Genomic DNA, 19883 nt, shown 5'->3' with positions numbered 1-19883 from the left:
CAGGCTGGGCCGAGGCGTGCGTCGCAGGCTGGGCCGACGCGTGGGCCGAGGGCCGTGCGGGCGCCGCCACCACGGTGACGGTGCCCTTCACCTCCGCGCTGCCGCAGGTGACCTTCACGTCGTAGGCGGCGGGGACGACCGAGGAGCGGACGCGTGTCTCGCCGACGAGTGTCCCCTCCGCCCCCGCGAGCCGGGCGTCGGCGACGAACGCGGCCGACGAGGCGACCCCCGTCCGCCCGGTGCAGCCGCTCACCCGCAGCGTGATGTCGCCGCCGGGGGCTGGGGACGACGGAGTCACCGAGACACCGCCCCGGTCCGCCGCGTGGGCCGCCGGGGCGAAGGCGGCGGCCGCCAGAAGCCCGGTACAGAGAGTGAGGCGTAGTGAACCCATCGTGGAACCTCCGGGTATCAGGAGACTCCGCGGGGCCCGCCCGCGCATGCGCAGCGGGACGGCACTGCTCCGTACAGGTGACGAAGGGCTCGGGGCGACGGGGTCAGACCCGGTCGACCAGGTCCGCGATCGAGTTGACGACCTCGGACGCCCGGAACGGGTAGCGGTCGACGTCGTCCGGCTGGGTGACGCCGCTGAGGACCAGGAAGGTCCGCATCCCGGCCTCGAGGCCGGCGAGGACGTCAGTGTCCATGCGGTCGCCGATCATGGCGGAGGTTTCCGAGTGGGCGCCGATCGCGTTCAGCCCGGCCCGCATCATCAGCGGGTTCGGCTTGCCGACGAAGTACGGCTTCTTGCCGGTCGCCGCGGTGATCAGGGCCGCGACCGAACCGGTGGCGGGCAGGGCGCCCTCGATGGAGGGGCCGACGTTGTCCGGGTTGGTGGCGATGAACCGGGCCCCGGCGTTGATCAGACGCACGGCCTTCGTCATGGCCTCGAAGGAGTACGTCCGGGTCTCGCCCAGGATGACGAAGTCGGGCTCCTGGTCGGTCAGGACGTAGCCGATGTCGTGCAGCGCGGTCGTCAGGCCCGCCTCGCCGATGACGTACGCGGTGCCGCCGGGCCGCTGGTCGTGGAGGAACTGGGCCGTCGCCACGGCGGAGGTCCAGATGTTCTGCGTCGGCACGTCCAGGCCCATGCGCCGCAGCCGGGCGTGCAGGTCGCGCTGGGTGTAGATGGAGTTGTTGGTGAGCACCAGGAACGGCCTGCCGGACTCACGCAGCTTCTTGAGGAAGGCGTCGGCACCGGGGATCGGAACGCCCTCGTGGATCAGGACACCATCCATGTCGGTGAGCCACGACTCGACGGGCTTGCGGTCTGCCATGTGCGGGATCTCCTGCCGTACGCGGGCCTGCGTGAGCACAGCCTAGCCAGTGGCCGGATCTTGCCGAAACGGTCCGTCGCCTGCCTCTTCCCGCAGGGCCACCGGGCATGGCCCCACACGGCCCCGGGCTCGGCCCCGCGCTTGGTCCCCGCGCACCCCCCCCCGCGCTTGGCCCCCGGGCACCCCCCGCGCTTGGCCCCCGCGCAGCACCGGGCTTGGCCCCGCGCGGCCCCGGCTAGCGGCGTCGGCGGGTCAGTGCCAGTGTGCCGCCGAGGGCGAGAAGGAAGGCGGTGGCCGTGATCACGCCCTTCGCGGTGGTGAGGCCGGTGCGGGCAAGTTCGTCGGCGAAGGGGAGCCGGTCGTCCGGTGCGGTGGAGGCCGCGGCCGGGTCGGTACCGGGATCGGCGCCGGGGTCGGGCTCCGGATCCGGGTCGGTACCGGGATCGGCGCCGGGGTCGGGCTCCGGATCCGGGGCAGTGCCTGCATAGGCGCCGGCGTCGGGCTCCGGATCCGGGGCGGTATCTGCATCGGCGTCGATGCGGAAGCGGTAGTCGTTGGACTGGCCGACCCAGTCCCCGTCGTTGTTGTGCCGCTGGACGACGGCGGCCTTGGCGGTGACCTCGTTGGGTTGGGCATCGGAGGTGAGCGCCAGCCGCACCTTCACGGTGACGGTCTTGCCGGGTCCCACGGTGAAGCCCGGGAGTTTGGCGTCGAAGGGACCGACGAGCTCGTCCTGGTCGGTGGTCTCGAAGCGCACGGGGTGGGGGCGGCCGCCGTCGTAGAACTCGAGACGGGGTTGGGTGGCCTTGAGGGCGTGCTTGGCGTCGACGAGCACGACCACCGGGTGGATGGAGGCACAGGTGCGGGCGGTGGTGTTGGTGAGGTCGATGGAGAAGGTGCCGTATCCGCCGCCGGCGCCGTAGGCGTCGGGCCCGCCATGGATGCGGCTGCTGATCGGAAAGTGGCGGTCGTCCGAACCGGCACAGGTGGGACGCGGGTCGGCGTGGGCCGACCCGGGTAGGAAGACGGCGGCTGCGGCAAGGCAGAGGGACAGGGGCGTGCACAGTCGCATGAACACGTGACCTTGCCGGACGGAAGTGGCCGAGGAGGGACGCCATTCCGGCGTGGGCCTCGAACGGCGGTACGGATCCGCTCGACAGGCGGCACCCGTCAGCCGTCCCCCCGCCCGAACAACGGCGCGAGCAACAGTTGGGCCGCGCCCTCCGCAACGCCCCGCGCCCCGCCGGAGGCGATCCGCACCGGAACCGCACCGCCCGGCACCCCTTCGCGACGGGCCCGCGCGTCGAGCACCGCACCCACGCCCCGCACGAACGCCTCCGGTGCCGCAGCGACCGTACGACCGCCGAGCAGCACGAGATCGATGTCCAGCAGCCCCACGAGGTTCGCGGCCCCCGCACCCAGTACGCGCGCCGCCTCCTCGGCCTCCCCGCGCCCCACGGCCGCCAGACACAGCGCCTCTATGCAGCCCCGGTCGCCGCAGCTGCACCGCGGCCCGTCCAGCTGAATGACCTGGTGCCCGAACTCCCCCGCCCCGGTCCGCGCCCCCCGGTGCACACGTCCGCCGATCACCAGCCCGGCGCCGAGACCCGTCCCGAGGTGCAGATAGGCGAAGGACCCGCCCTCGCCCGCGACCGCAAGCCCCAGCGCGGCCGCGTTCGTGTCCTTGTCGACCACGACCGGCACGCCGAGCCGCCGCCCGAGCGCGTCCCGCAGCGGAAAGCCGTCCCATTCGGGGAACCCGGTGACCCGGTGCAGCACCCCGCGCCGGTGATCGAGGGGGCCGGGCAGGGCGACCCCGACCCCGAGGAGGGAGTCGACGGCGCCGAGCGGTGCCGGACCGGTCCCTGCCGAGGGCCCCAGCGCCTCCGCCACCAGCCACTCGACCTCCAGCGCCACCCCCTCCACGACGGCCTCCGCTCCCGCTCCCAGGTCCAGCGGAGTGCGCCGCTCGCCGACCACGGCCCCGTTCAGATCGACCAGCACCGCCCGCAGTTCGTCCCGGTCGACATGCACTCCCACCGCGTGCCCCGCCTCCGGCACCAGCCGCAGCACCGTCCGCGGTTTGCCCCCGGTGGACGCCCGCCGCCCCGCCTCCGCGGCCAGGCCTTCCTCCCGCAGCCGGGCGGTGATCTTGCTGACCGCCTGCGGGGTGAGCCCGGTCCGCTCGGCGAGCTCCAGCCGGCTGATTCCGTCCGCCCCCGCCGTACGCAGCAGGTCGAGTACGAGCGCGGTGTTGTGACTGCGCAGGGCGAGCAGGTTCGCGCCCGCGGTTGCGCTCTTCATACCCGCCACTGTCCCGTCCTTCGCGCTGTTCACGCCCCCATTCTCTCCCGCGCTTGCACTTTGGCAACAGCGTTGCGAAAGTAGGAATCATGACTGGTACTCCCCTCCGCGTGGGCCTCGTGGGCTACGGCCTCGCGGGCTCCGTCTTCCATGCCCCGCTGATCGCCGCCACCGAGGGCCTCACCCTCGACACGGTCGTCACCTCGAACCCCGAGCGGCAGGCGCAGGCCCGGGCGGAGTTCCCGGACGTCCGCCTCGCCGCCACCGCCGACGAGCTGTTCGCCCGCACCGACGAGCTCGACCTGATCGTCATCGCCTCCCCGAACAAGACGCACGTCCCGCTCGCCACGGCCGCGCTCGAGGCGGGCCTGCCGGTGGTCGTGGACAAGCCGATCGCCGGCACGGCGGCCGAGGCGCGCCACCTGGCATTCCTGGCCGAGGAGCGCGGACTGCTGCTGACCGTCTTCCAGAACCGCCGCTGGGACAACGACTTCCTGACCCTGCGCAAGCTGATCGCCGAGGGCGAGCTGGGCGACGTATGGCGGTTCGAGTCCCGCTTCGAGCGCTGGCGCCCGCAGCCGAAGGGCGGCTGGCGCGAGTCCGGCGACCCCGCAGAGATCGGAGGTCTGCTGTACGACCTCGGCAGCCACGTCGTCGACCAGGCCCTCGTCCTCTTCGGCCCCGCGACCGCCGTGTACGCCGAGTCGGACATCCGCCGCCCGGGCGCCGGGACGGACGACGACACGTTCATCGCGCTCACGCACGAAAGCGGCGTCCGCTCCCACCTGTACGTCTCCGCGACGGCCGCCCAGCTCGGCCCGCGCTTCCGGGTGCTGGGCTCGCAGGCGGGCTACGTGAAATACGGCCTCGACCCGCAGGAGGCCGCGCTCCGGGACGGGAAGCGTCCGGGCACCAGCGGCGACTGGGGCACGGAACCCGAGTCGCTGTGGGGCCACATCGGTGCCGGCGAGTCCCCGCTGACCGGCGGCGGCCGCCCCGTACCGACCCTGCCCGGCGACTACCCGGCGTACTACGCGGCCGTGGCCGCCGCCCTCCGCGACGGTGCCCCGAATCCGGTGACCGCACTGGAGGCGGCCGCCGCCCTCGACGTCCTGGAGGCGGCCCGCCGCTCGGCCCGCGACGGTGTGGTGGTGAAGCTGTGACGCACAACAACCCCAGGGTCACCCCGAAGTTCGCCCCGGAGATCACCCCGAGCGTCGAGGAACTCGAGGCCCAGGAACGCCGCCTGGTCTTCCGTCAGTTCACGTACGACGACGCCTGGGCGCTGGGCTCGCTGCTGGTGGAGCTGGCCCGGGAGCGGCAGGCACCGGTCGCCATCGACATCCACCGCGCCGGCCAGCAGCTCTTCCACGCGGCCCTGCCCGGCTCCACCCCCGACAACGACGCCTGGATCGCCCGCAAGCGCCGGGTGGTGGAGCGCTACGGCTCCTCCTCCTACCTGGTGGGCGCCCGCTTCCGGGCCAAGGGCACGACGTTCGAGGAGTCCTCGCGCCTCGACCCCGATGTGTACGCGGCCCACGGCGGCTCCTTCCCGGTCAACGTCGAGGGTGTGGGCGTGATCGGAGCGGTGACGGTGTCCGGGCTGCCGCAGCTGGAGGACCACCGGTTCGTGGTGGAGGCGCTGGAGCAGTTCCTGGACCGGTAGTCCTGTCGGGGGAAAGCCGGGGATTATTCCGAGACGCCCTCCGGTTGGGACCTGCTGTATGCGTGATGATCACGACACAGCACCCCGCCCGGAGGGATCGGAACCGATGAGCGACACCGCAGGCCCCCTGAAGGAGACCGTCGGCCGGTACGGCATCTGGAGCATCGGACTGCGCTCGGAGGACCCGGACCGGCGCGGCGAACGCGCCGAGGCCGCCGCCGAACTGGAGGAACTCGGGTACGGCGCCGTCTGGCTGGGCGGCAACAGCACCGCCCGCAACGCCGTCCCGCTCATCGAGGCGACCAAGAGGATCGTCGTCGGCACCAGCATCCAGAGCATCTGGGAGCACGACGCCGCCGAGAGCGCGGCGAGCTTCACGGAGCTGGAGGCCGCCCACCCGGGCCGCTTCGTGCTGGGTCTCGGGGTGAGCCACGCCCCGCGGGTGGAGGGGTACCGGCGCCCGTACGCGGCGATGGTCGGCTACCTCGACGAACTGGACAAGACGGGTGTGCCCACCGGGCGCCGCGTGCTGGCCGCCCTCGGCCCCAGGATGCTGGAGCTGTCCCGGGACCGGGCCGCCGGTGCGATCCCGTACCTGGTCACCCCCGATCACACCGCGCAGGCGCGGGAGATTGTGGGCGAAGGCGCGCTGCTGGCCCCGGAGTTCAAGGTCGTCCTGGAGAGCGATCCGACGCGCGCCCGCGAGGTCGCCCGCGCCTACCTGGCCCTCTACCTGGAGCTCCCGAACTACACCAACAACTTCTTCCGCCTCGGTTTCACGGAGGCCGACGTGGCCGACGGCGGCAGTGACCGCCTGATCGACGCGGTGTTCGCCTGGGGCGACGAGACCCGGATCCGTGAGCGCATCGAGGCCTTCCACGCGGCGGGCGCGGACCACGTGGCGATCCAGGTCGTGGACGGCGGCCCGCGCGACGCTCTGCCGCGGGAGGCATGGCGCAGGCTGGCCTCTCTCCTGGCCTGAGCGGACCGGCCCGAAAGGGGCGCGGGGCTGCGACATCATGCGGCTCCGCGCGTGGGCGCGACCGGCCACGAACGCCCCGCAGACACAACAGCGACCCGCAGTTCCCCCGGCCCTGCCGGCGGAGCGCCTACGCGTCCTTCAGTTCCTGCCGCTGCCGCCCGAGCCCCTCGATCTCCAGCTCGACCACGTCCCCGGCCCGGAGGAACGGCTTCGGCTCGGGCTGCCCCAGCGCAACTCCCGCCGGCGTACCGGTGTTGATGACGTCACCCGGGTACAGGGTCATGAACTGGCTGACGTACCGGACGACTTCGGCCACCGGGAAGATCTGCTCGGCGGTCGTCCCGTCCTGCTTCAGCTCCCCGTTGACCCACAGCTTCAGTGAGAGACTCTGCGGGTCGGGCACCTCGTCCGCCGTCACCAGCCACGGTCCCAGCGGGTTGAACGTCTCGCAGTTCTTCCCCTTGTCCCAGGTCCCGCCCCGCTCGATCTGGAACTCCCGCTCGGAGACGTCGTGTGCCACCGCATACCCGGCGACATGCGCGAGCGCCTCCTCCTGCGAGGCCAGATAGCGCGCCGTACGCCCGATGACGACCGCCAGCTCCACCTCCCAGTCGGTCTTGGTGGACCCGCGGGGAACGAGCACGGTGTCGTACGGCCCGACCACGGTGTCCGGCGCCTTGAAGAAGATCACCGGCTCGGTGGGCGGCTCGGCGCCGGTCTCGCGGGCGTGGTCGTGGTAGTTCAGCCCGATGCAGACGATCTTGCCGATCCCGGCCAGCGGCGGCCCGATCCGCAGCCCCGCCGCGTCCAGGGCGGACAGCTCCCCGGCGTCGGCGGCGGCGCGGATCCGGCCGAGCGCCGCGTCGTCGGCGAGCAGGGCGCCGTCGATGTCCGGGACGATGCCGGACAGGTCCCGCAGGGTCCCCTCGGCGTCCAGCAGCGCGGGCCGCTCCGCCCCCGCCGTACCGACTCGCAGCAGCTTCATGTTCCCCATCTCCCTCGATCGCGGGCGCCCGGCCGATGAGCGCGACCTGAGTGCGGCAGGCGCAGCCATCGGAGGACTGGTCGATCCTCCAAGGTCGGCGTCCAGTCCGCAAGACCCCGTTCACGTACTGGACCGTAGCCTCGTCGCCGGCACCGGTCAGCGGTACAGCACCGCCCGCTCCACCGCGCTCCACGCCGAACTGGTCACCACGTACAGCGCGGCGGCCAGCGGCACCACCGCGACGGTGACGAGCGTGAAGAAGGACATGAACGGCATGACCTTGTTGATGGCGCCCAGCCCGGGGACCTGCTCCCCGTCGGCGACCGCCACCAGACCGCCGTCGGCCGTCGTCCGCTTCGTACGGAGGTAGTTGAAGGTGGCGACGACGGCCACGACCGCGAACAGCCCGATGTACACGAGCCCGGCCGCCCCGAAGACCTGCCCGCCGACGAGGAGGTCCGCCCACCGCCCGCCCAGCGGCGCGGCGAACAACCGGTGCGTGAGCAGTCCGTTGGTGTCGCCGCCGATCGTCGCGCCGGAGAACAGGCGGTAGAGCAGGAAGAAGGCGGGCAGCTGCAACAGGCTGGGCAGACAGCCCGACAGTGGCGAGACCTTCTCCTCGGCGTGCAGTTCCAGCACCGCCTTCTGGAGCTTGTCGGGGTCCTTCCGGTACTTCTTCCGCAGCTCGGCGATCCTCGGCTGGAGCGCGGCGCGGGCCCGCTGTCCGCGTGCGGCGGCCCGGGACAGAGGGTGCACGAGGAGTCGGACGAGCGCGGTGAACAGGACGATCGCGGCGGCGGCCGCGGAGGCGTGGAACAGCGGCTGGAGCAGTTCGGCGAGCTGCCCGACCAGGGTGGCGAAAACGGACATGGGTGAGCCCTCCGGGGTCTCGTCGTGCCGGGAGTCGGACATGGCGGCATGACGCCCCCGTACGAGGAGGACATACCGGATCCGGAGGTACGCGAGCCGGACGTACCGGGGCCGGACGTACCCGAGCCGGCGCCGGGGACGCTCCCGCCCGTGGGTGCCCGGGTCGCCCCAGAGGTTACGGGTGTCCCCCACTCCCGCTCCAGCGCCTCGACCTTCCGCTCGGCCCCCGCCCTGGCCTCCCGATTGGTCCACCACAACTGATGGACGACGAGCAGCAGAAGCACGAGCCCCACGGTGAAGAGGGCTTCGCCCCCGGTCCACAGCGCACGCCGCCGCAGGGCGCGCCGCCGCCGGGTGCGGTGCTGCACGACGGGAACCCGCATGCGGAGCCCTCCTTCACCGGATCCGCCGCACGATAAGGGCAGGGGCGCGAGGTCACCAGCCCCGCACACACCCGTAAACCGGACGTAGGGCAGGAGGCCCGCCACAGGCTTCCTCCACGGGTTTTAGAAACCACCGTCAGAACCCTCGACAACCCCACACGCCACACCCGATGTTTCTCGACAGCATGAACGGGACGGGCCGCAACGCCGGTTCGACGACCGGTGGTTGATCGAGCGGAGAAGCCGCAATCCGACGCAGAACACTGCTGGCCGCAACAGGAGCCGGCTTCCTGGGCAGCGCCCTGGCGACGGGCACCGCACGCGCGGACGCCTCGATCGCCGTCAACCCTTCGACGACGTACGGCACCTGGGAAGGCTGGGGCACGTCCCTCGCCTGGTGGCGAACGTCTTCGGCGCCCGGGACGACTTCGCCGACCTGTTCTTCACCACCAAGTCGGTGACATACAACGGCAAGTTGCCGCCCGGCCTCGGTCTGAACATCGCCCGCTACAACCTCGGCGCGTGCAGCTGGACCAGCGTGAACGGCGAGAGCATGGTCGCCTCCCCCAACATCCCCGCCTTCAAGCAGATCGAGGGCTACTGGCAGGACTGGACGAACGAGGACGCCACCTCGTCGGCCTGGAACTGGGCGGCGGACGCGAAGCAACGGGCCATGCTGGTGAAGGCGACGCAACGCAGCGGCAAGACGGTGAGCGTGCCGTTCGCGGCACAGTCGGTACAGACGCTGCAGGTGTACGGGGTGACGGTGTAAGACCACCCGAGCGCCAGCGGTAAGCCCGACGAAGCGTGGGGCCGATGCCGGGCAGGCCCCCACCGCCCGCAGGCCGCCAAGCCCACCCGGCGTGCAGGCGAGACGCGACCGCGCCCTCGCCCCCGCCCCACCAGGCAGCCGACTTGAGGGCCCACACGCAAAGGTCCCCACACGGGCACCCTGGCCTGCAGATATCTCACTATTGTCACCGGTCGGCAGTACGGTGTCCCCCATGCGCCCCGACACGCCTGCCGAAAACGTCGACCACGCCGCCGAAGCGGCCCGCCTGGAGCGGACCGCCGGCCTGTACCCCGAGGACGCCGAGGCCCTGCTGCTCCAGGCCGCGGCCCACCTGGAACTGTCCGGCGACCGCCCCGCCGCGACGACGCTCTACGACCGCCTGCTGTCGTCCCCCGACGGCCTGGAGAACCTCCACCTGGTCCGGGCCCTGAAGGCCTCGAACCTCTGGGAATACGGCCACGAGGCAGAAGCCAGGGCGATCATCGAGGGCGTCCGAGCGTCCGCCCCCCGGGACCCGGCCCCTTGGGTGATCATCGCGGAGGCCCTGGAGTCCCACGACGAACTGGAGGCGGCGCAGGAAGCGTTCACGGAGGGGGTGAAGCTCCTGCTCACGGACGTCCCGGAACCCCCGTACGCAACGCACCCCCTCCTTTTCGGCCGCCACCGGGTGAGGCGCATGCTGGGCGCGGCCCACGACGAGTGGGACACCCTGGCAGACACGCTGCACTCGTCATCGGTATCCCTGGACGAGCTCCACGACCCGAAGAGGGTCTGGTCCCTGGGCTCGGAAAACCCGGCGGAACTGGAGGCGGAGATCAACCGCCTGCGCGCAGAGCTGGGCGCATACCGGGAGGCCCTCTCCCGCCCGTTCCCGGTGGCGGTCCTCCACTGGCCGACGGAGGAACTCGCGGAACTGATCGCGGCGTACCCGAACCTCTCCGGCGAGTACCCCTCCCACGAGGAACACCTGGCGACAATAGAGACGTCCCTGCGGGAGCTGGCCTCCTCCGGCACCCCCAACCTGGGCATCGTGACGGGAACGGTCCCGTCGTACGAGGCCTTCGCGGCCTCGGAGGGCACCACCCCCTCCGACGCCACCCTGCTCCCGCAGTACGCGACAACCCTTGCAGCGCGCGGGCGGGCCGTGGCTTGGCCGCCGCAGCGGGGGGCGGCTTGCTGGTGCGGGTCGGGACGGGGTTATGGGGAGTGCCACGGAAGCTGACGGCTTACCCACTGCCGGGCCTGCACCCGCAGACGCTCTGGGCCCGATCGCCGTCCGGCAGGCCTGCATAGGCCTACCGCGCCCTGGACCTGCTCCGCCGGACTACCCTCTTCGGTGTGTCCGAAGACCTTGAGTGGAAAGCGCCAGAGGGCTCCTGGGCTTCGTCCGCCGCCCGCCGTCGCAACATGCAGGCGATCCGCAGCCGTGACACGAAGCCCGAGAAGCTGATCCGACGACTCGTCCACGCACGAGGGTTGCGCTACCGAGTCGCGGCGCGCCCTCTACCAGACCTTCGTCGGACGGCTGACATGGTGTTCCGTCCAGCGAAGGTGGCTGTCTTCATTGACGGCTGCTATTGGCATGGATGCCCCGAACACTACGTTCCACCAAGGACGAATTCGGGATATTGGTCGGAAAAGGTCTTGCGCAACGTCCAGCGCGACCGCGACACAGATCAGCGACTCAAGGAAGCCGGATGGCTCGTGCTCCGTTTTTGGGAGCACGAGCCATCAGAAATATGCGCTACTCAGATCGCCGCAGCGGTCGTTGAACGCCGGTCAGGCTCGCGAGAGTCCTGACACTGGCAGCGTCATCTGCTCAGCAGGCAACTCCGCTGAAACACCATCGCTGCGGTCCATCACATAACCCTGGAGCAACAAGTCACGGTGCTCTGGTCGCAGAACGGCGGCGATCGCCCTTCCAACGGCTTCGGCAACCGGAGGGGGGAAAGCATTCCCCACTTGCCGGTAACGGGCCGTCTTCTTCCCCTGGAATTTCCATCCCTCCGGGAATCCTTGGATCATGGCGGCCTGTTGGACGGTCAGCATCGGCCCGGCAGGCCTGAAGAGGTCGCGCTTCGGATCGCACTCCTCCGGGTCGTTGGCAACGCCCATCGCATCCACACCCAGCGCTTCCCAGGCACGCTTAGCCCTGGTAGGACCGAGGTCGGCGCCGCCGTGCTTCCTTGACCCTCCCACGAGAGTCGGAGCGATCCCCCTACCTGCCTTCTTGGCTTCAGTCGCATGTGCGTGCCAGTTTTGGTAAACAGACTGGCCCGTCCGTTCCCCGGGCTTGGCCCGCCGCCCTTTCTCGTTCTTGTCCCAGAAATCCCGGCAACGCCTCTCCATACTCTCAGCGAGAGTGTCGACGACGGTCACCTCCTCCCCGTCAATCCTGAGCGGCCACTCAAATTCAGCACCACTGGACTTCAATGCATCTTCGTGAATCGCAACAAGGATAGCGCGGGGACGAAGTTGAGGAACGCCGAAAGCCTTTGCGTCCATTCTTCGCCAGACACTCCGCATCACATAGTCCTGCTTTTCTGCTGACCAGTGATCCTCGACCCTGGGGACCGCATAGCCCAGCTTTCGAAGTCGATTCAGAATATCTCTGCGATAGTCAATGAAAACCTCAGGAGGCTCCAGGATGCCCCGCACATTTTCGATCATGACGGCCTTGGGCCTCAGGGCCTCAATAATATTTAGGGCGTCAGGAAAAAGATCGCGCTCATCATCCTTCCCGAGTCTCTTTCCTGCCAGGGAGAATGGGGGGCAGGGCACGCCGCCAGCAAGAAGGTCCAGCCCCCCTGCTTCGACGCCAAGCTCCTGATGCACCGGAGAGCCAAGGAACTCCTTCACGTCCATCGGTTCGAGGGCATTGGCCCGCTCCTGGTTCCACCCGGGCCAGCCCCCAACGTTTGCTCTCAGGGTTTTCACGGCATGCAGGTCCCACTCAACGAGGGCCAAGTGATCAAAACCTGCCTCATGCAGCCCAACAGCTTGCCCGCCTGCCCCCGCACAGATCTCGACGGAGGTCAGTGGCGAGGTGAACTGCGGACGCTCGCGGCCGCTGGGGCGCATGGCGCTCCTCCCGGAAGTGACTCAAAACCGACGCCAAGTGTTCCAGAGTCGCTGCGCATGCACAGACTCTTGGTTCTCTCGGCACCAAGAGTCTCCCATTGCCCCGCGTTCCCGGCCCCGCCCGGGGCGGGGCCGGGAACTTGATCGCCAAAGCTAGCGGCTGCCCATGTGGCGCAGCAGGGCCTCCATGTCGCTCGGCGCCAGGCCGGCCGCGACCGCCGGCTCCTCCTCCAGGTCTGCAAGCTGCTGCACCGTAGGGTCGTCGAGGATCTTGCCCATGAACTCCAGCTTCTGGTCAAGTCGCATCTCAACGACCTCATCAATGGTGTTACGGGCGGCCAGCACCGTGACCCGCGTATCGGTGCCGGGAGCGAGACCCAGACGATGGATTCGGTCCAGACTTTGCAGGAACCGCCCGGCCATGAAGTCCCTGTCTACGTACACGGCGTCATGGCAGACGTGATGGAGGCTGATGCCCTCACCCAGCGTTGCAGGGTTGGAGACCAGCACCATGCAGGCGGGGTCCTCGCGGAAGCGCCGCAACTGCTCATCCCGGTCCAGCGTCCCCCCATAGACGACCGCCGGGCTGTACTTCTCCAGCATCTGGGCCAAGGTCGTCAGACTGCGGACGAATGTCGTCCAGACCAGCGTCTTGCGGCCCTGTTGAGCGTTCTCCGCGACAAGCGCCACTGCTTCCTTGTACTTGGGAGACAGCTCATAGTCAGGGAGGTCACGCATGAGCGAGTACAGCGAGCTCCCCTCGGGAATCTCCAGCGGAGGTAGCTGGTAAGCCAACGGCTCGTACCGGCTTGCGCCCTCCAGCAGCAGAGCTGGGCTCGTCGCAGCCATGAGAAGGCGCAAGGCCGTCTTCCCGAGCGAACTCAGGTCTTCGCGGGCAGCGCCAGCACGCATGCCTCCAACCAACGAGCTGTAAATCTCGCTGTGCAGCGGCGGCATATCGACGTACCTCATGCGCAGCTGCATCGGAGGAAGTCCCAGTTCCTGCTTGGTCGTTCTCGTGAACAACGGCCTCAGGACAGAGCTCGCGTAGGCGAGATCCCCTCCCGCCACCGCCTGGACCACAGTGCGCTGCCCGTGACCAGGCCAGACGAAGCCCAGCAGGTTCTCCAAGTCCTTCGACCCATTCGGAGCCGGCGTCCCGGTCAGGATCAACCGTCGTTCGGCGAGCGGGCCGAGCGCCATGCATGCGGCGCCATACGTGCCGCGGGCCCCCAGCTTCATCCGGTGTGCCTCATCAAGGATGATCATTGAAGGAGCCGACTTCAGCCAGCCGGCCAACGTAGCCAGTGAGCGGTCCAAGCGCTCGTAGTTGACGATCAACACCTCTGCCCACTGGTCCAGGGAGCCGTCGAGAACGTGGGTGCGCAGCGGGTAGCTGAAGCACACGGCTGTCTCGTAACGCCAGGACTCATATGCAGACTTGGGGCAGACCACCAGGACTCTCCTGACATTCCCCTGAGCCTTCTGCGCCGCGTACACAGCGAGTGCGACACGTGTCTTGCCTGCCCCTGGCACGCTGAAGTTGGCCCCGTGCCGCAGGGAGAGGAGCTTGGCGATATCGCGCCGCTGAAACGCGCTGAGCTCCGCTTCCCAGGTCTTCCCCAGCAGATCCGGCACCTCGTCAGGGTCAACTTCTCCCTGCGTCACAGAGCCCGCCAGCCGTCGCTGGACCGTATTCGCATCTTGCACGACGCCGGCAACGAGGTCGCGGAGCTCCGGAGCCCACTCGACTCCGACGTGATCTGGCCAGTGGCTCAGCACGCCCAGGTCAGCGAGAAGTTCATCCAGAGCGATCGAGGCAGACAAGGGGCCCAGCTGGCCGCCGGTACGAAACCGGGCGGCCAGCTGAACAAGATCCTGCCGATACTGATCCGTCGTCCTCAGAACCACGCGTGTACGCGTCGCGTCGAACCCGAGACGCAGGGACGTTTCACCGGCGCCCTGGGTCACTGGGTGCCCTCCGCCGCAACGGCAGCAAGCAACCAGGACACCCCGTCGCCCGGATTGGGGATGCCGCGACCCGACTGTTGAGCCAGCTTTCGGAGGCTTTCGCGGAGCTTGAGGACGGCCTCGTCGAAAGCCTCCTCATCGAAGCTCTGCGAGGTGCGCGCCTGCACGAGCTCGATCACACACTGGTCGATGCTGGCGCAGGCGTCTGCCAGGCGAGCGGGAGCGAGCTGCTTACGCTTGCGCACACGGCCATCTCGACCCGCCTGATCAATGGCCTCGTTGAAGGCATCCTGTGCTTCTTTGAAGAGTTCCTGTGCCTTCGCCTTTTCGCTGTCCGGCAGGTCCGGCGCCTTTGCGATAGCCGTGGCGCGGAGGATCTGGTCGTTCAGCGCCCGGGCTGCGGATACACGCGAGGAGGCTGCGGGGACTGCCAACCCCAGCCCCGGGACAGCTACCGCCTTGGGCTGAGCAGCCGCCCCTCCCTCAGCGGCCAGGCTGGTCGGCAGCGTCCGGCTCAGGTAGTCCTCTTTCAGGAAGTCCTGGTCGATGTGCCGGATGTCAGTCTTCGAGAAATCCAGCAGGATGGCAGCCAGGCGCCACTCCTTAAGGATCTCCGCCTGGTCCCGGTCGAGGGACTGGAGCTTGACGTACAGGCGCTGCAACTCCTTGAGGCTTTCCTGGGCCGCTTCCCAGTCGACGAGCCGGAGCGCCGCGCCTCCCCCGCTCTTGCTGCGCTCGTTCAGGTCCTTGATGGTACTCAGGATCCACCGCGCCTGGTGGTACGTGGTGGTCTTGATCCGGAACTCTTTGGCGATCTGCTCGGGCGTCTTCCCGAGCGACGCCTGCTCTTCCATCGCCAGCAACCGGTTGATGAAGGTGTAGTCACGCCGCTGGTCCTGACGGAGCTGCAAGGAGAGCTCGACGGCATAAATGTCGGCCCAGGTGAACGACTCCGGCAGCACTCCCACACGCATCGACTGCGCGCCAAGTTCGCCGAGTGCGACGGCGCGGGTGTTGCCGTTGACGAGCACACCGTAGTGCGTCACAAGTCCCGGTTCGTTCTGCCCGAACGCCTTCAGGTCCTCCTTCAGCTTGTCGAACTCGACGTCCCGGACGTCCGGATTCGTCGGCCGGGCCTGGAGCAAGTACCGCAGGTAATCCTGGCTCTCAGCGCTCCAGGGGTCCTTCTCCAGCATCTCGTCGCGGACAGCGTCATGGCTGCGCTGAGCCCGGATGCGATGCGTGCCAGGGTTGAAGTAGAGCCCGCTGAGCGGAAGGTCGATGACCTCGACGTGGGCCTGCTGACCGTTCCAGTCAACAGTGACCGTCTCCCGAGTGCCGCCGACCGCCCTCACTTCCTCCAGGCGCTTCTTGATCAGTTCGCTGAACTCAGCCGCGCGCGGAGGCGGCGGAAACTCTCGCAGCATGTCTTTCCCCGTTCTCTCTTACTTGACCGTGTCGTCGATGGCCTGAGCCACGGCCTCGCGGGACGCAGCCGGCAGGGTCCGGTAGATGCCCCACACCTTGTCGAGTGGGCTCAGCGACCGCCGGTCGGCGGCGATCCATCCAGCGAAGACACGCTGTTCCATCGGAGCGAGGTTTTCCACAAGGTCCAGCAGAGCTCCGAGGTCAACCTCTCGATCGGCGCCCCCACCCGTTCCGCACTTCTTGCATTCGGTGACGAGTTGGTATTCGGCCGTCCCGTCAGCGAGGAGCACCTTACGGCGAGCCACGTTCAGCTTCGCCAGTTCGATGCCGTCCTCATACGCCTCACCGGCGCCGATGCCGCACATCCTGCACAGGTGGTTGTCCCCCTGGAGGACCTTCGCGCGCTGCGCCGCGGTAAGGCTGCTCTTGTGCTTCGGCGCCTTGGCCTTACCGGGAATCCATACGTCTGCGCCCCGAGTCACGAACCGCTGTTCCTGCTGCTTCAGGCTGACGTCCTCGCGGCTCGTGTCGATCTTCCAGCCGTGGTCCCTCAGGTCGCGGAGCCGTCTGTCGATCTGGGCCACGTCAGGAAACGCAGCACGCAGGTCGGCCTTCGTGAAGATGTTTCCTTCCCCCACCACGGATACGAGCCACAGCGCCCCCCGGGCCATGCTCCCCAAATTCTTGTCCTGCCACGACGGCAGCGTCATCTAGCCCCTCCGGTCAAGTCGTACGGCACACCGCGTCACACTCGCGCAAACGCTCGACAGGGAACGTCTGCCTGAACTGCGCCCCCCACTTCTCGGGCGGTTCCCACAGTCTCGCACCAGACCCCGAAAGGAAGTCCAGCGTCAGAACACTTGCTCAGTAAAAAGCAAGAGCCAACGCCCCATCCCCTGTGCACAATTGGAGAATCTGACGCCAGTTCGGGGGCCGTCGAGGGGAGCAAGACATGGCACAGGGTGGGGCGGTCACCCCTGCTCGAGGGTGGGTGGACAAGGAGCTCAGCAGTGACGTACCTCCCGGTAAGAGGGCCTTCGCCCGGACCTTGCAGGCGCTCTGCCGCCAGCTGCTGCCGGACGAAACGACCAGAGCGGCAGGTAAGCCACTCACGCAGGAAAATGCGGCCAAACGCCTACACAGCAATCCCAGTTCGCTGTCCCGGTTTCTGAGCGCTCGTACCGTTCCCAGCCTGGAGTTCGCCGAGCATCTGTATAAGCAAGCGTGTGCCGACGCTGGGGGCGAGGACCTCGTCGACACCAGCGTCGACGAGCTGCGGGCGCTCCACAGTCAGGCTGTGGCCGAGCGGCGCTGCCGCAAGTGTGCAAAGTTGAGCGCCAAAGCCGACCTGCTGACCCAGCAGCTTGAGGAGGCCGCAACCACGTGCGCCGCGTTGCGGCAAGAAGCCGCGGAGCTTGAATCGCTGCGCAAAGAGGTGGCGGCATTGCGGTCGGCGGTCAGCGAATTGAAGGCGGCACGGGCCGGCTTGCGAGCTCGTCTAGCTGTTCGGGCGGCGTCAACTCCGCTGCCGGTCCCTGGCCGCAGGGGGGACCGGCAGCGGATGCACAACGACGTGGCAGCGGTACGCCAACTGGCCAGCCAAGCCGAAAAGCTTCAGGGCTCTGGCCGAGAGGGCGCGGCACTTACCTTGCTGTGCCAAACCACTGAGGCGCTGAGCCCTGTCGAGATGGCCGGAGTTCTGGCCCTTCTCAGGAAGCAGCAGCGGGACGACCTTGCCGACAACCTGATCCACATCTACGGACGAGATCAACGCGACCAGGACGTCATGCACGCGTCCCTGGCATTGCATGAACAGGGGTCTCCGGATGATGCCGGCGCGCTGCTGCGTGCCGCTCTTGGCTGATACGCCGGCAGAGGCCACCAGGTCGAGACCGCTACCGCGCGGGGGTGGCGGCTGGCCTTTGCAGTGGGGGGAAGGTGGCTGTGCGCCTATGCTGCTTCTGTCTCAGCCTCGTAGTGCATCTGAGCGCGATCGAGGATGTCGTCGGGATCGTGGCCGCGGGCAGCGGTCCAGTGGAGCAGGTCTGCGATGAGTTCAATCGCCGACTCTTCCAGGCCGCTTTCACGCCCTCTTCCCTGCAGCCGAGCAGCAGGACCACCCCCCTGGTAGCTCTCGAGGGCTTCGACGGCTCGCTCGATACGGCGACAGGTGCGCCCGGCAGTGAACGGGATCTCGCACCATACGGCCTTGCCTGACGCCGTGAGGACCGTGCCCCAGTCCGCCGCCAGCGCTGCGAGAAGATGCAGGCCGCGACCGCTCTCCTTGCCACAGCCCGGCGTCTTGAGGGACGGCATCGTCCCGCTCTTGTCGTGAACTTCAAAGCGCAGCCGCTGCCCCCTCCATTCAAGGATCAAGGTGGCTGAAGCACCTTCCCCAACGTGCTTTACGACGTTCGTCGCCAGCTCGGTGACGAGCAGTTCCGCCTCTTCGGCCGCCACGGGCATACCCCACCGGCTCAGCTGTGTCAGGGCAGCTCTCCTCAGCAGGCGCACTTCCGCCGGCGCTGCCTCGAAGGGCAGGACACAGCGGAGTGGGGGTTCGGTGTCTTCGTAGCCAGGCATGAGCACTTCTCCCTCCCAAGCCACGCGCGCGCTGCGCCTGCCGTGTCGGTACGGCTGCGCTGCGTAGCGATCCGTGACCGAGCATGGCATAGAGAAGTCTCGCTATGTAACTTCTCACGAGACTCCATCGGGTGAATCGAGTGGTGGGCCTGCTTACCCGCTACCTAGCCTGTTGGTGGTTTCCGGGCCACAGCCCGGCGCACGGCGAAGGAGCCGAATGTCCGAACGGACCACAACACGTCGACGTCAGCTAGGCGCCACGTTGCGCAAGTTGCGCGCTCGCAAAGGACTGACCCTTGAGGAGGCGGGGCAGCTCGTCGGCGTTTCGAAGGCAACGGTCAGCAGGTATGAAACCCAGGCGGGCCCGGTCAAGTGGATCGTCGTCGATGCGCTGTGCCGGGAGTACGGGGCAACTGAGGCCGAGCGACGGGCCGTTGTGAATCTCGCGAAGGATGCCAAGCAGCAAGGCTGGTGGAGTTCCTTCGCCGACTCCATCCCCGAGAGCATGAATCTGCTGCTCACGCTTGAAGACGAAGCCGTGCGCGAGAGTCACTTCTCTTGCGTCTACGTCCCTGGCCTCCTGCAGACACGTGCCTACAGCACGGCGCTCCAGAAGGCCAACGAAGTACCCCTTGAGTCGGCTGAGATCGAGCGGCTGGTCGACATCCGCATGAAGCGCCAGGAAGTCCTCACCCGGACGAAGCCGCCGCACCTCTGGGCGATTCTCGACGAGTCCGTGATCCGTCGCGTCGTCGGATCACCGCAGACCATGAAAGGACAGCTCGACCGGCTGCTTGAAGCGAACGAGTCATCTCACATCACGCTCCAGGTGCTGCCGTTCTCCAAGGGAGCTCATGCCGCCGCACTCGGAAGCTTCGTCATCATCGGCGGTGCCGAGCCGGCCCTCGACGTGGTGTACGTCGACTTCCACACGGGCTCTCTCTTCCTGGAGAAGGAAGAGGAACTGGAGCGATACAGACTTGCGTTCGAGTACCTCCGCGCACAAGCGTTGGACATGGAGGCTTCCTCCTCCGTGATCCACAACGCTCGCAAGGAGCTGTGAATGTCCGTTGCCCCTCAGCCCACCGCCACACCGGCCTGGTTCAAGTCGTCGTACAGCGGCGGCAACACCACCGAGTGTGTGGAGGCTGCCTTCATCCCCGCCGGTGTGCTCATACGAGACTCCAAACGGCCAGAGCACCCACACCTCGTGGTGTCGGCCACGGCCTGGACCAGCTTCTTGGCGAGCACTGACCTACGGAGAAACGAGCACTGATGACGGCGTCACTGACACCCCACTGGTACCCATGGCAGGCTCATACGCGACTCCACGTGCGAAGCCGTCCCATCGTATAGACACGGTTTCTTGGACTGGTCGTTGGTTGTCCAGGTACCCAAGTCCGCCCTGAGGGTAGTGGTTTGGAGACTCGCGGGCGGTGGTCATTTCGCCGGTTTGGGGTTGGTTCTCAGAGGGCGGTTCGTGAGGTGATGTCCGTTTCCAGGTGATGGTTGGAGCAGGGGCGCTGGCCGCAGCGCCGGCTACTGGTTCCTGGCGAAGTTGCC

Annotated in this window: 20 protein-coding genes and 2 pseudogenes; 10 read left to right on the top strand and 12 right to left on the bottom strand. The window is 68.2% G+C overall.

All coding sequences use genetic code 11. From position 1 onward, the window contains the following. The 4 genes from ABZV31_RS18295 to ABZV31_RS18280 all read right to left on the bottom strand — a co-directional run. The coding region (locus tag ABZV31_RS18295; RefSeq protein ID WP_355894670.1) for a hypothetical protein at nt 1-391 on the bottom strand (391 nt) is incomplete at its 3' end. A 103-nt stretch (nt 392-494) separates the two neighbouring features. After that, nucleotides 495-1274, bottom strand: coding sequence for an HAD-IIA family hydrolase (locus ABZV31_RS18290; RefSeq protein WP_355894668.1), 780 nt, complete (start codon nt 1272-1274; stop codon nt 495-497). A 235-nt stretch (nt 1275-1509) separates the two neighbouring features. Further along, nucleotides 1510-2346, bottom strand: coding sequence for a hypothetical protein (locus tag ABZV31_RS18285; RefSeq protein WP_355894665.1), 837 nt, complete (start codon nt 2344-2346; stop codon nt 1510-1512). Nucleotides 2347-2444: 98 nt separating this feature from the next. Beyond that, the gene (locus ABZV31_RS18280) at nt 2445-3578 is read right to left on the bottom strand and encodes an ROK family transcriptional regulator (protein ID WP_355894662.1); all 1134 of its coding nucleotides are present in this window, start codon (nt 3576-3578) and stop codon (nt 2445-2447) included. 89 nt (nt 3579-3667) lie between these two features. Between ABZV31_RS18280 and ABZV31_RS18275 the strand changes: the two genes are divergently transcribed. The 3 genes from ABZV31_RS18275 (at nt 3668) to ABZV31_RS18265 (ending at nt 6226) form a co-directional block, all read left to right on the top strand. After that, the gene (locus ABZV31_RS18275) at nt 3668-4741 is read left to right on the top strand and encodes a Gfo/Idh/MocA family oxidoreductase (RefSeq protein WP_355894660.1); all 1074 of its coding nucleotides are present in this window, start codon (nt 3668-3670) and stop codon (nt 4739-4741) included. Beyond that, nucleotides 4738-5244, top strand: coding sequence for a heme-degrading domain-containing protein (locus ABZV31_RS18270; RefSeq protein ID WP_355894657.1), 507 nt, complete (start codon nt 4738-4740; stop codon nt 5242-5244). The genes ABZV31_RS18275 and ABZV31_RS18270 overlap by 4 nt, the downstream gene beginning before the upstream one ends. Nucleotides 5245-5350: 106 nt before the next feature. Further along, nucleotides 5351-6226 carry an LLM class F420-dependent oxidoreductase gene (locus ABZV31_RS18265; protein WP_355894654.1) on the top strand — a complete coding sequence of 292 codons (876 nt, stop codon included), beginning with the start codon at nt 5351-5353 and terminating at the stop codon, nt 6224-6226. A gap of 127 nt (nt 6227-6353) precedes the next feature. On the opposite strand, the gene ABZV31_RS18260 is transcribed toward ABZV31_RS18265, so the two are convergent. From ABZV31_RS18260 to ABZV31_RS18250, 3 genes and pseudogenes are all read right to left on the bottom strand, one after another. Further along, nucleotides 6354-7211, bottom strand: a complete 858-nt coding sequence (locus tag ABZV31_RS18260; protein WP_355894652.1) for a fumarylacetoacetate hydrolase family protein — start codon at nt 7209-7211, stop codon at nt 6354-6356. A 156-nt stretch (nt 7212-7367) separates the two neighbouring features. After that, complete coding sequence (locus ABZV31_RS18255) at nt 7368-8081, bottom strand: YidC/Oxa1 family membrane protein insertase (protein ID WP_355895021.1); 714 nt, start codon at nt 8079-8081, stop codon at nt 7368-7370. A 185-nt stretch (nt 8082-8266) separates the two neighbouring features. After that, nucleotides 8267-8404, bottom strand: a pseudogene (locus tag ABZV31_RS18250) (class E sortase); the annotation flags it as partial. Here ABZV31_RS18250 and ABZV31_RS18245 point away from each other — a divergent pair. The 4 genes and pseudogenes from ABZV31_RS18245 to ABZV31_RS18230 all read left to right on the top strand — a co-directional run bounded on the left by ABZV31_RS18245 (nt 8342) and on the right by ABZV31_RS18230 (nt 11057). After that, entirely contained in the window at nt 8342-8500 is a 159-nt protein-coding gene (locus ABZV31_RS18245) for a hypothetical protein (RefSeq protein ID WP_355894649.1), read from the top strand. The pseudogene ABZV31_RS18250 and the gene ABZV31_RS18245 sit on opposite strands and share 63 nt — an antisense overlap. A 212-nt stretch (nt 8501-8712) precedes the next feature. Further along, nucleotides 8713-9155 (top strand): annotated as a pseudogene (locus ABZV31_RS18240) (beta-1,6-galactanase); the annotation flags it as partial. A 313-nt stretch (nt 9156-9468) separates the two neighbouring features. Continuing rightward, nucleotides 9469-10479 carry an SEC-C domain-containing protein gene (locus tag ABZV31_RS18235; RefSeq protein WP_355894646.1) on the top strand — a complete coding sequence of 337 codons (1011 nt, stop codon included), beginning with the start codon at nt 9469-9471 and terminating at the stop codon, nt 10477-10479. Between the two features lie 116 nt (nt 10480-10595). Beyond that, the gene (locus tag ABZV31_RS18230; protein ID WP_355894644.1) at nt 10596-11057 is read left to right on the top strand and encodes a very short patch repair endonuclease; all 462 of its coding nucleotides are present in this window, start codon (nt 10596-10598) and stop codon (nt 11055-11057) included. Here ABZV31_RS18230 and dcm read toward each other — a convergent pair. From dcm to ABZV31_RS18210, 4 genes are all read right to left on the bottom strand, one after another. Continuing rightward, complete coding sequence (gene dcm / locus ABZV31_RS18225; protein WP_355894643.1) at nt 11037-12338, bottom strand: DNA (cytosine-5-)-methyltransferase; 1302 nt, start codon at nt 12336-12338, stop codon at nt 11037-11039. The genes ABZV31_RS18230 and dcm overlap by 21 nt on opposite strands. Before the next feature lie 153 nt (nt 12339-12491). Beyond that, nucleotides 12492-14309 carry a DEAD/DEAH box helicase gene (locus ABZV31_RS18220; RefSeq protein WP_355894640.1) on the bottom strand — a complete coding sequence of 606 codons (1818 nt, stop codon included), beginning with the start codon at nt 14307-14309 and terminating at the stop codon, nt 12492-12494. Beyond that, nucleotides 14306-15736 carry a hypothetical protein gene (locus tag ABZV31_RS18215; RefSeq protein WP_355894637.1) on the bottom strand — a complete coding sequence of 477 codons (1431 nt, stop codon included), beginning with the start codon at nt 15734-15736 and terminating at the stop codon, nt 14306-14308. Before ABZV31_RS18215 ends, ABZV31_RS18220 begins: the two co-directional genes overlap by 4 nt. A gap of 18 nt (nt 15737-15754) precedes the next feature. Further along, nucleotides 15755-16447, bottom strand: a complete 693-nt coding sequence (locus tag ABZV31_RS18210) for a hypothetical protein (RefSeq protein WP_355894634.1) — start codon at nt 16445-16447, stop codon at nt 15755-15757. A 281-nt stretch (nt 16448-16728) separates the two neighbouring features. Between ABZV31_RS18210 and ABZV31_RS18205 the strand changes: the two genes are divergently transcribed. After that, nucleotides 16729-17601: a hypothetical protein gene (locus ABZV31_RS18205; protein ID WP_355894632.1), complete on the top strand. Its 873-nt coding sequence runs from the start codon at nt 16729-16731 to the stop codon at nt 17599-17601. 86 nt (nt 17602-17687) lie between these two features. Here the strand turns inward: ABZV31_RS18205 and ABZV31_RS18200 are convergent, their stop codons facing one another. Further along, a complete protein-coding gene (locus ABZV31_RS18200) occupies nt 17688-18320 on the bottom strand; it encodes an ATP-binding protein (protein WP_355894630.1) in 633 nt (210 codons plus the stop codon). Nucleotides 18321-18537: 217 nt separating this feature from the next. On the opposite strand from ABZV31_RS18200, the gene ABZV31_RS18195 reads away from it, so the two are divergent. Together ABZV31_RS18195 and ABZV31_RS18190 are read left to right on the top strand one after the other, a co-directional pair. Beyond that, on the top strand, nt 18538-19383 hold the full coding sequence (locus ABZV31_RS18195; RefSeq protein ID WP_355894627.1) for a helix-turn-helix transcriptional regulator: 846 nt from the start codon (nt 18538-18540) through the stop codon (nt 19381-19383). Between the two features lie 78 nt (nt 19384-19461). Continuing rightward, nucleotides 19462-19596, top strand: coding sequence for a DUF397 domain-containing protein (locus ABZV31_RS18190; protein WP_355895018.1), 135 nt, complete (start codon nt 19462-19464; stop codon nt 19594-19596). The last annotated feature ends 287 nt before the right edge of the window (nt 19597-19883 follow it).

It is taken from the genome of Streptomyces sp. NPDC005202, from assembly GCF_040608235.1.
Classification (GTDB): Bacteria; Actinomycetota; Actinomycetes; order Streptomycetales; family Streptomycetaceae; genus Streptomyces.
This window is presented reverse-complemented; position numbering and strand designations above follow the sequence as displayed.

What these genes read in the sequence shown, in the direction of transcription:
- ABZV31_RS18260 (WP_355894652.1), bottom strand. Translation starts at nt 7,211, where the DNA reads ATGAAGCTGCTGCGAGTCGGTACGGCGGGGGCGGAGCGGCCCGCGCTG.
- ABZV31_RS18290 (WP_355894668.1), bottom strand. Translation starts at nt 1,274, where the DNA reads ATGGCAGACCGCAAGCCCGTCGAGTCGTGGCTCACCGACATGGATGGT.
- ABZV31_RS18200 (WP_355894630.1), bottom strand. Translation starts at nt 18,320, where the DNA reads ATGCCTGGCTACGAAGACACCGAACCCCCACTCCGCTGTGTCCTGCCC.
- ABZV31_RS18195 (WP_355894627.1), top strand. Translation starts at nt 18,538, where the DNA reads ATGTCCGAACGGACCACAACACGTCGACGTCAGCTAGGCGCCACGTTG.
- ABZV31_RS18215 (WP_355894637.1), bottom strand. Translation starts at nt 15,736, where the DNA reads ATGCTGCGAGAGTTTCCGCCGCCTCCGCGCGCGGCTGAGTTCAGCGAA.
- ABZV31_RS18245 (WP_355894649.1), top strand. Translation starts at nt 8,342, where the DNA reads ATGGACGACGAGCAGCAGAAGCACGAGCCCCACGGTGAAGAGGGCTTC.
- dcm (WP_355894643.1), bottom strand. Translation starts at nt 12,338, where the DNA reads ATGCGCCCCAGCGGCCGCGAGCGTCCGCAGTTCACCTCGCCACTGACC.
- ABZV31_RS18285 (WP_355894665.1), bottom strand. Translation starts at nt 2,346, where the DNA reads ATGCGACTGTGCACGCCCCTGTCCCTCTGCCTTGCCGCAGCCGCCGTC.
- ABZV31_RS18275 (WP_355894660.1), top strand. Translation starts at nt 3,668, where the DNA reads ATGACTGGTACTCCCCTCCGCGTGGGCCTCGTGGGCTACGGCCTCGCG.
- ABZV31_RS18255 (WP_355895021.1), bottom strand. Translation starts at nt 8,081, where the DNA reads ATGTCCGTTTTCGCCACCCTGGTCGGGCAGCTCGCCGAACTGCTCCAG.
- ABZV31_RS18280 (WP_355894662.1), bottom strand. Translation starts at nt 3,578, where the DNA reads ATGAAGAGCGCAACCGCGGGCGCGAACCTGCTCGCCCTGCGCAGTCAC.
- ABZV31_RS18210 (WP_355894634.1), bottom strand. Translation starts at nt 16,447, where the DNA reads ATGACGCTGCCGTCGTGGCAGGACAAGAATTTGGGGAGCATGGCCCGG.
- ABZV31_RS18235 (WP_355894646.1), top strand. Translation starts at nt 9,469, where the DNA reads ATGCGCCCCGACACGCCTGCCGAAAACGTCGACCACGCCGCCGAAGCG.
- ABZV31_RS18265 (WP_355894654.1), top strand. Translation starts at nt 5,351, where the DNA reads ATGAGCGACACCGCAGGCCCCCTGAAGGAGACCGTCGGCCGGTACGGC.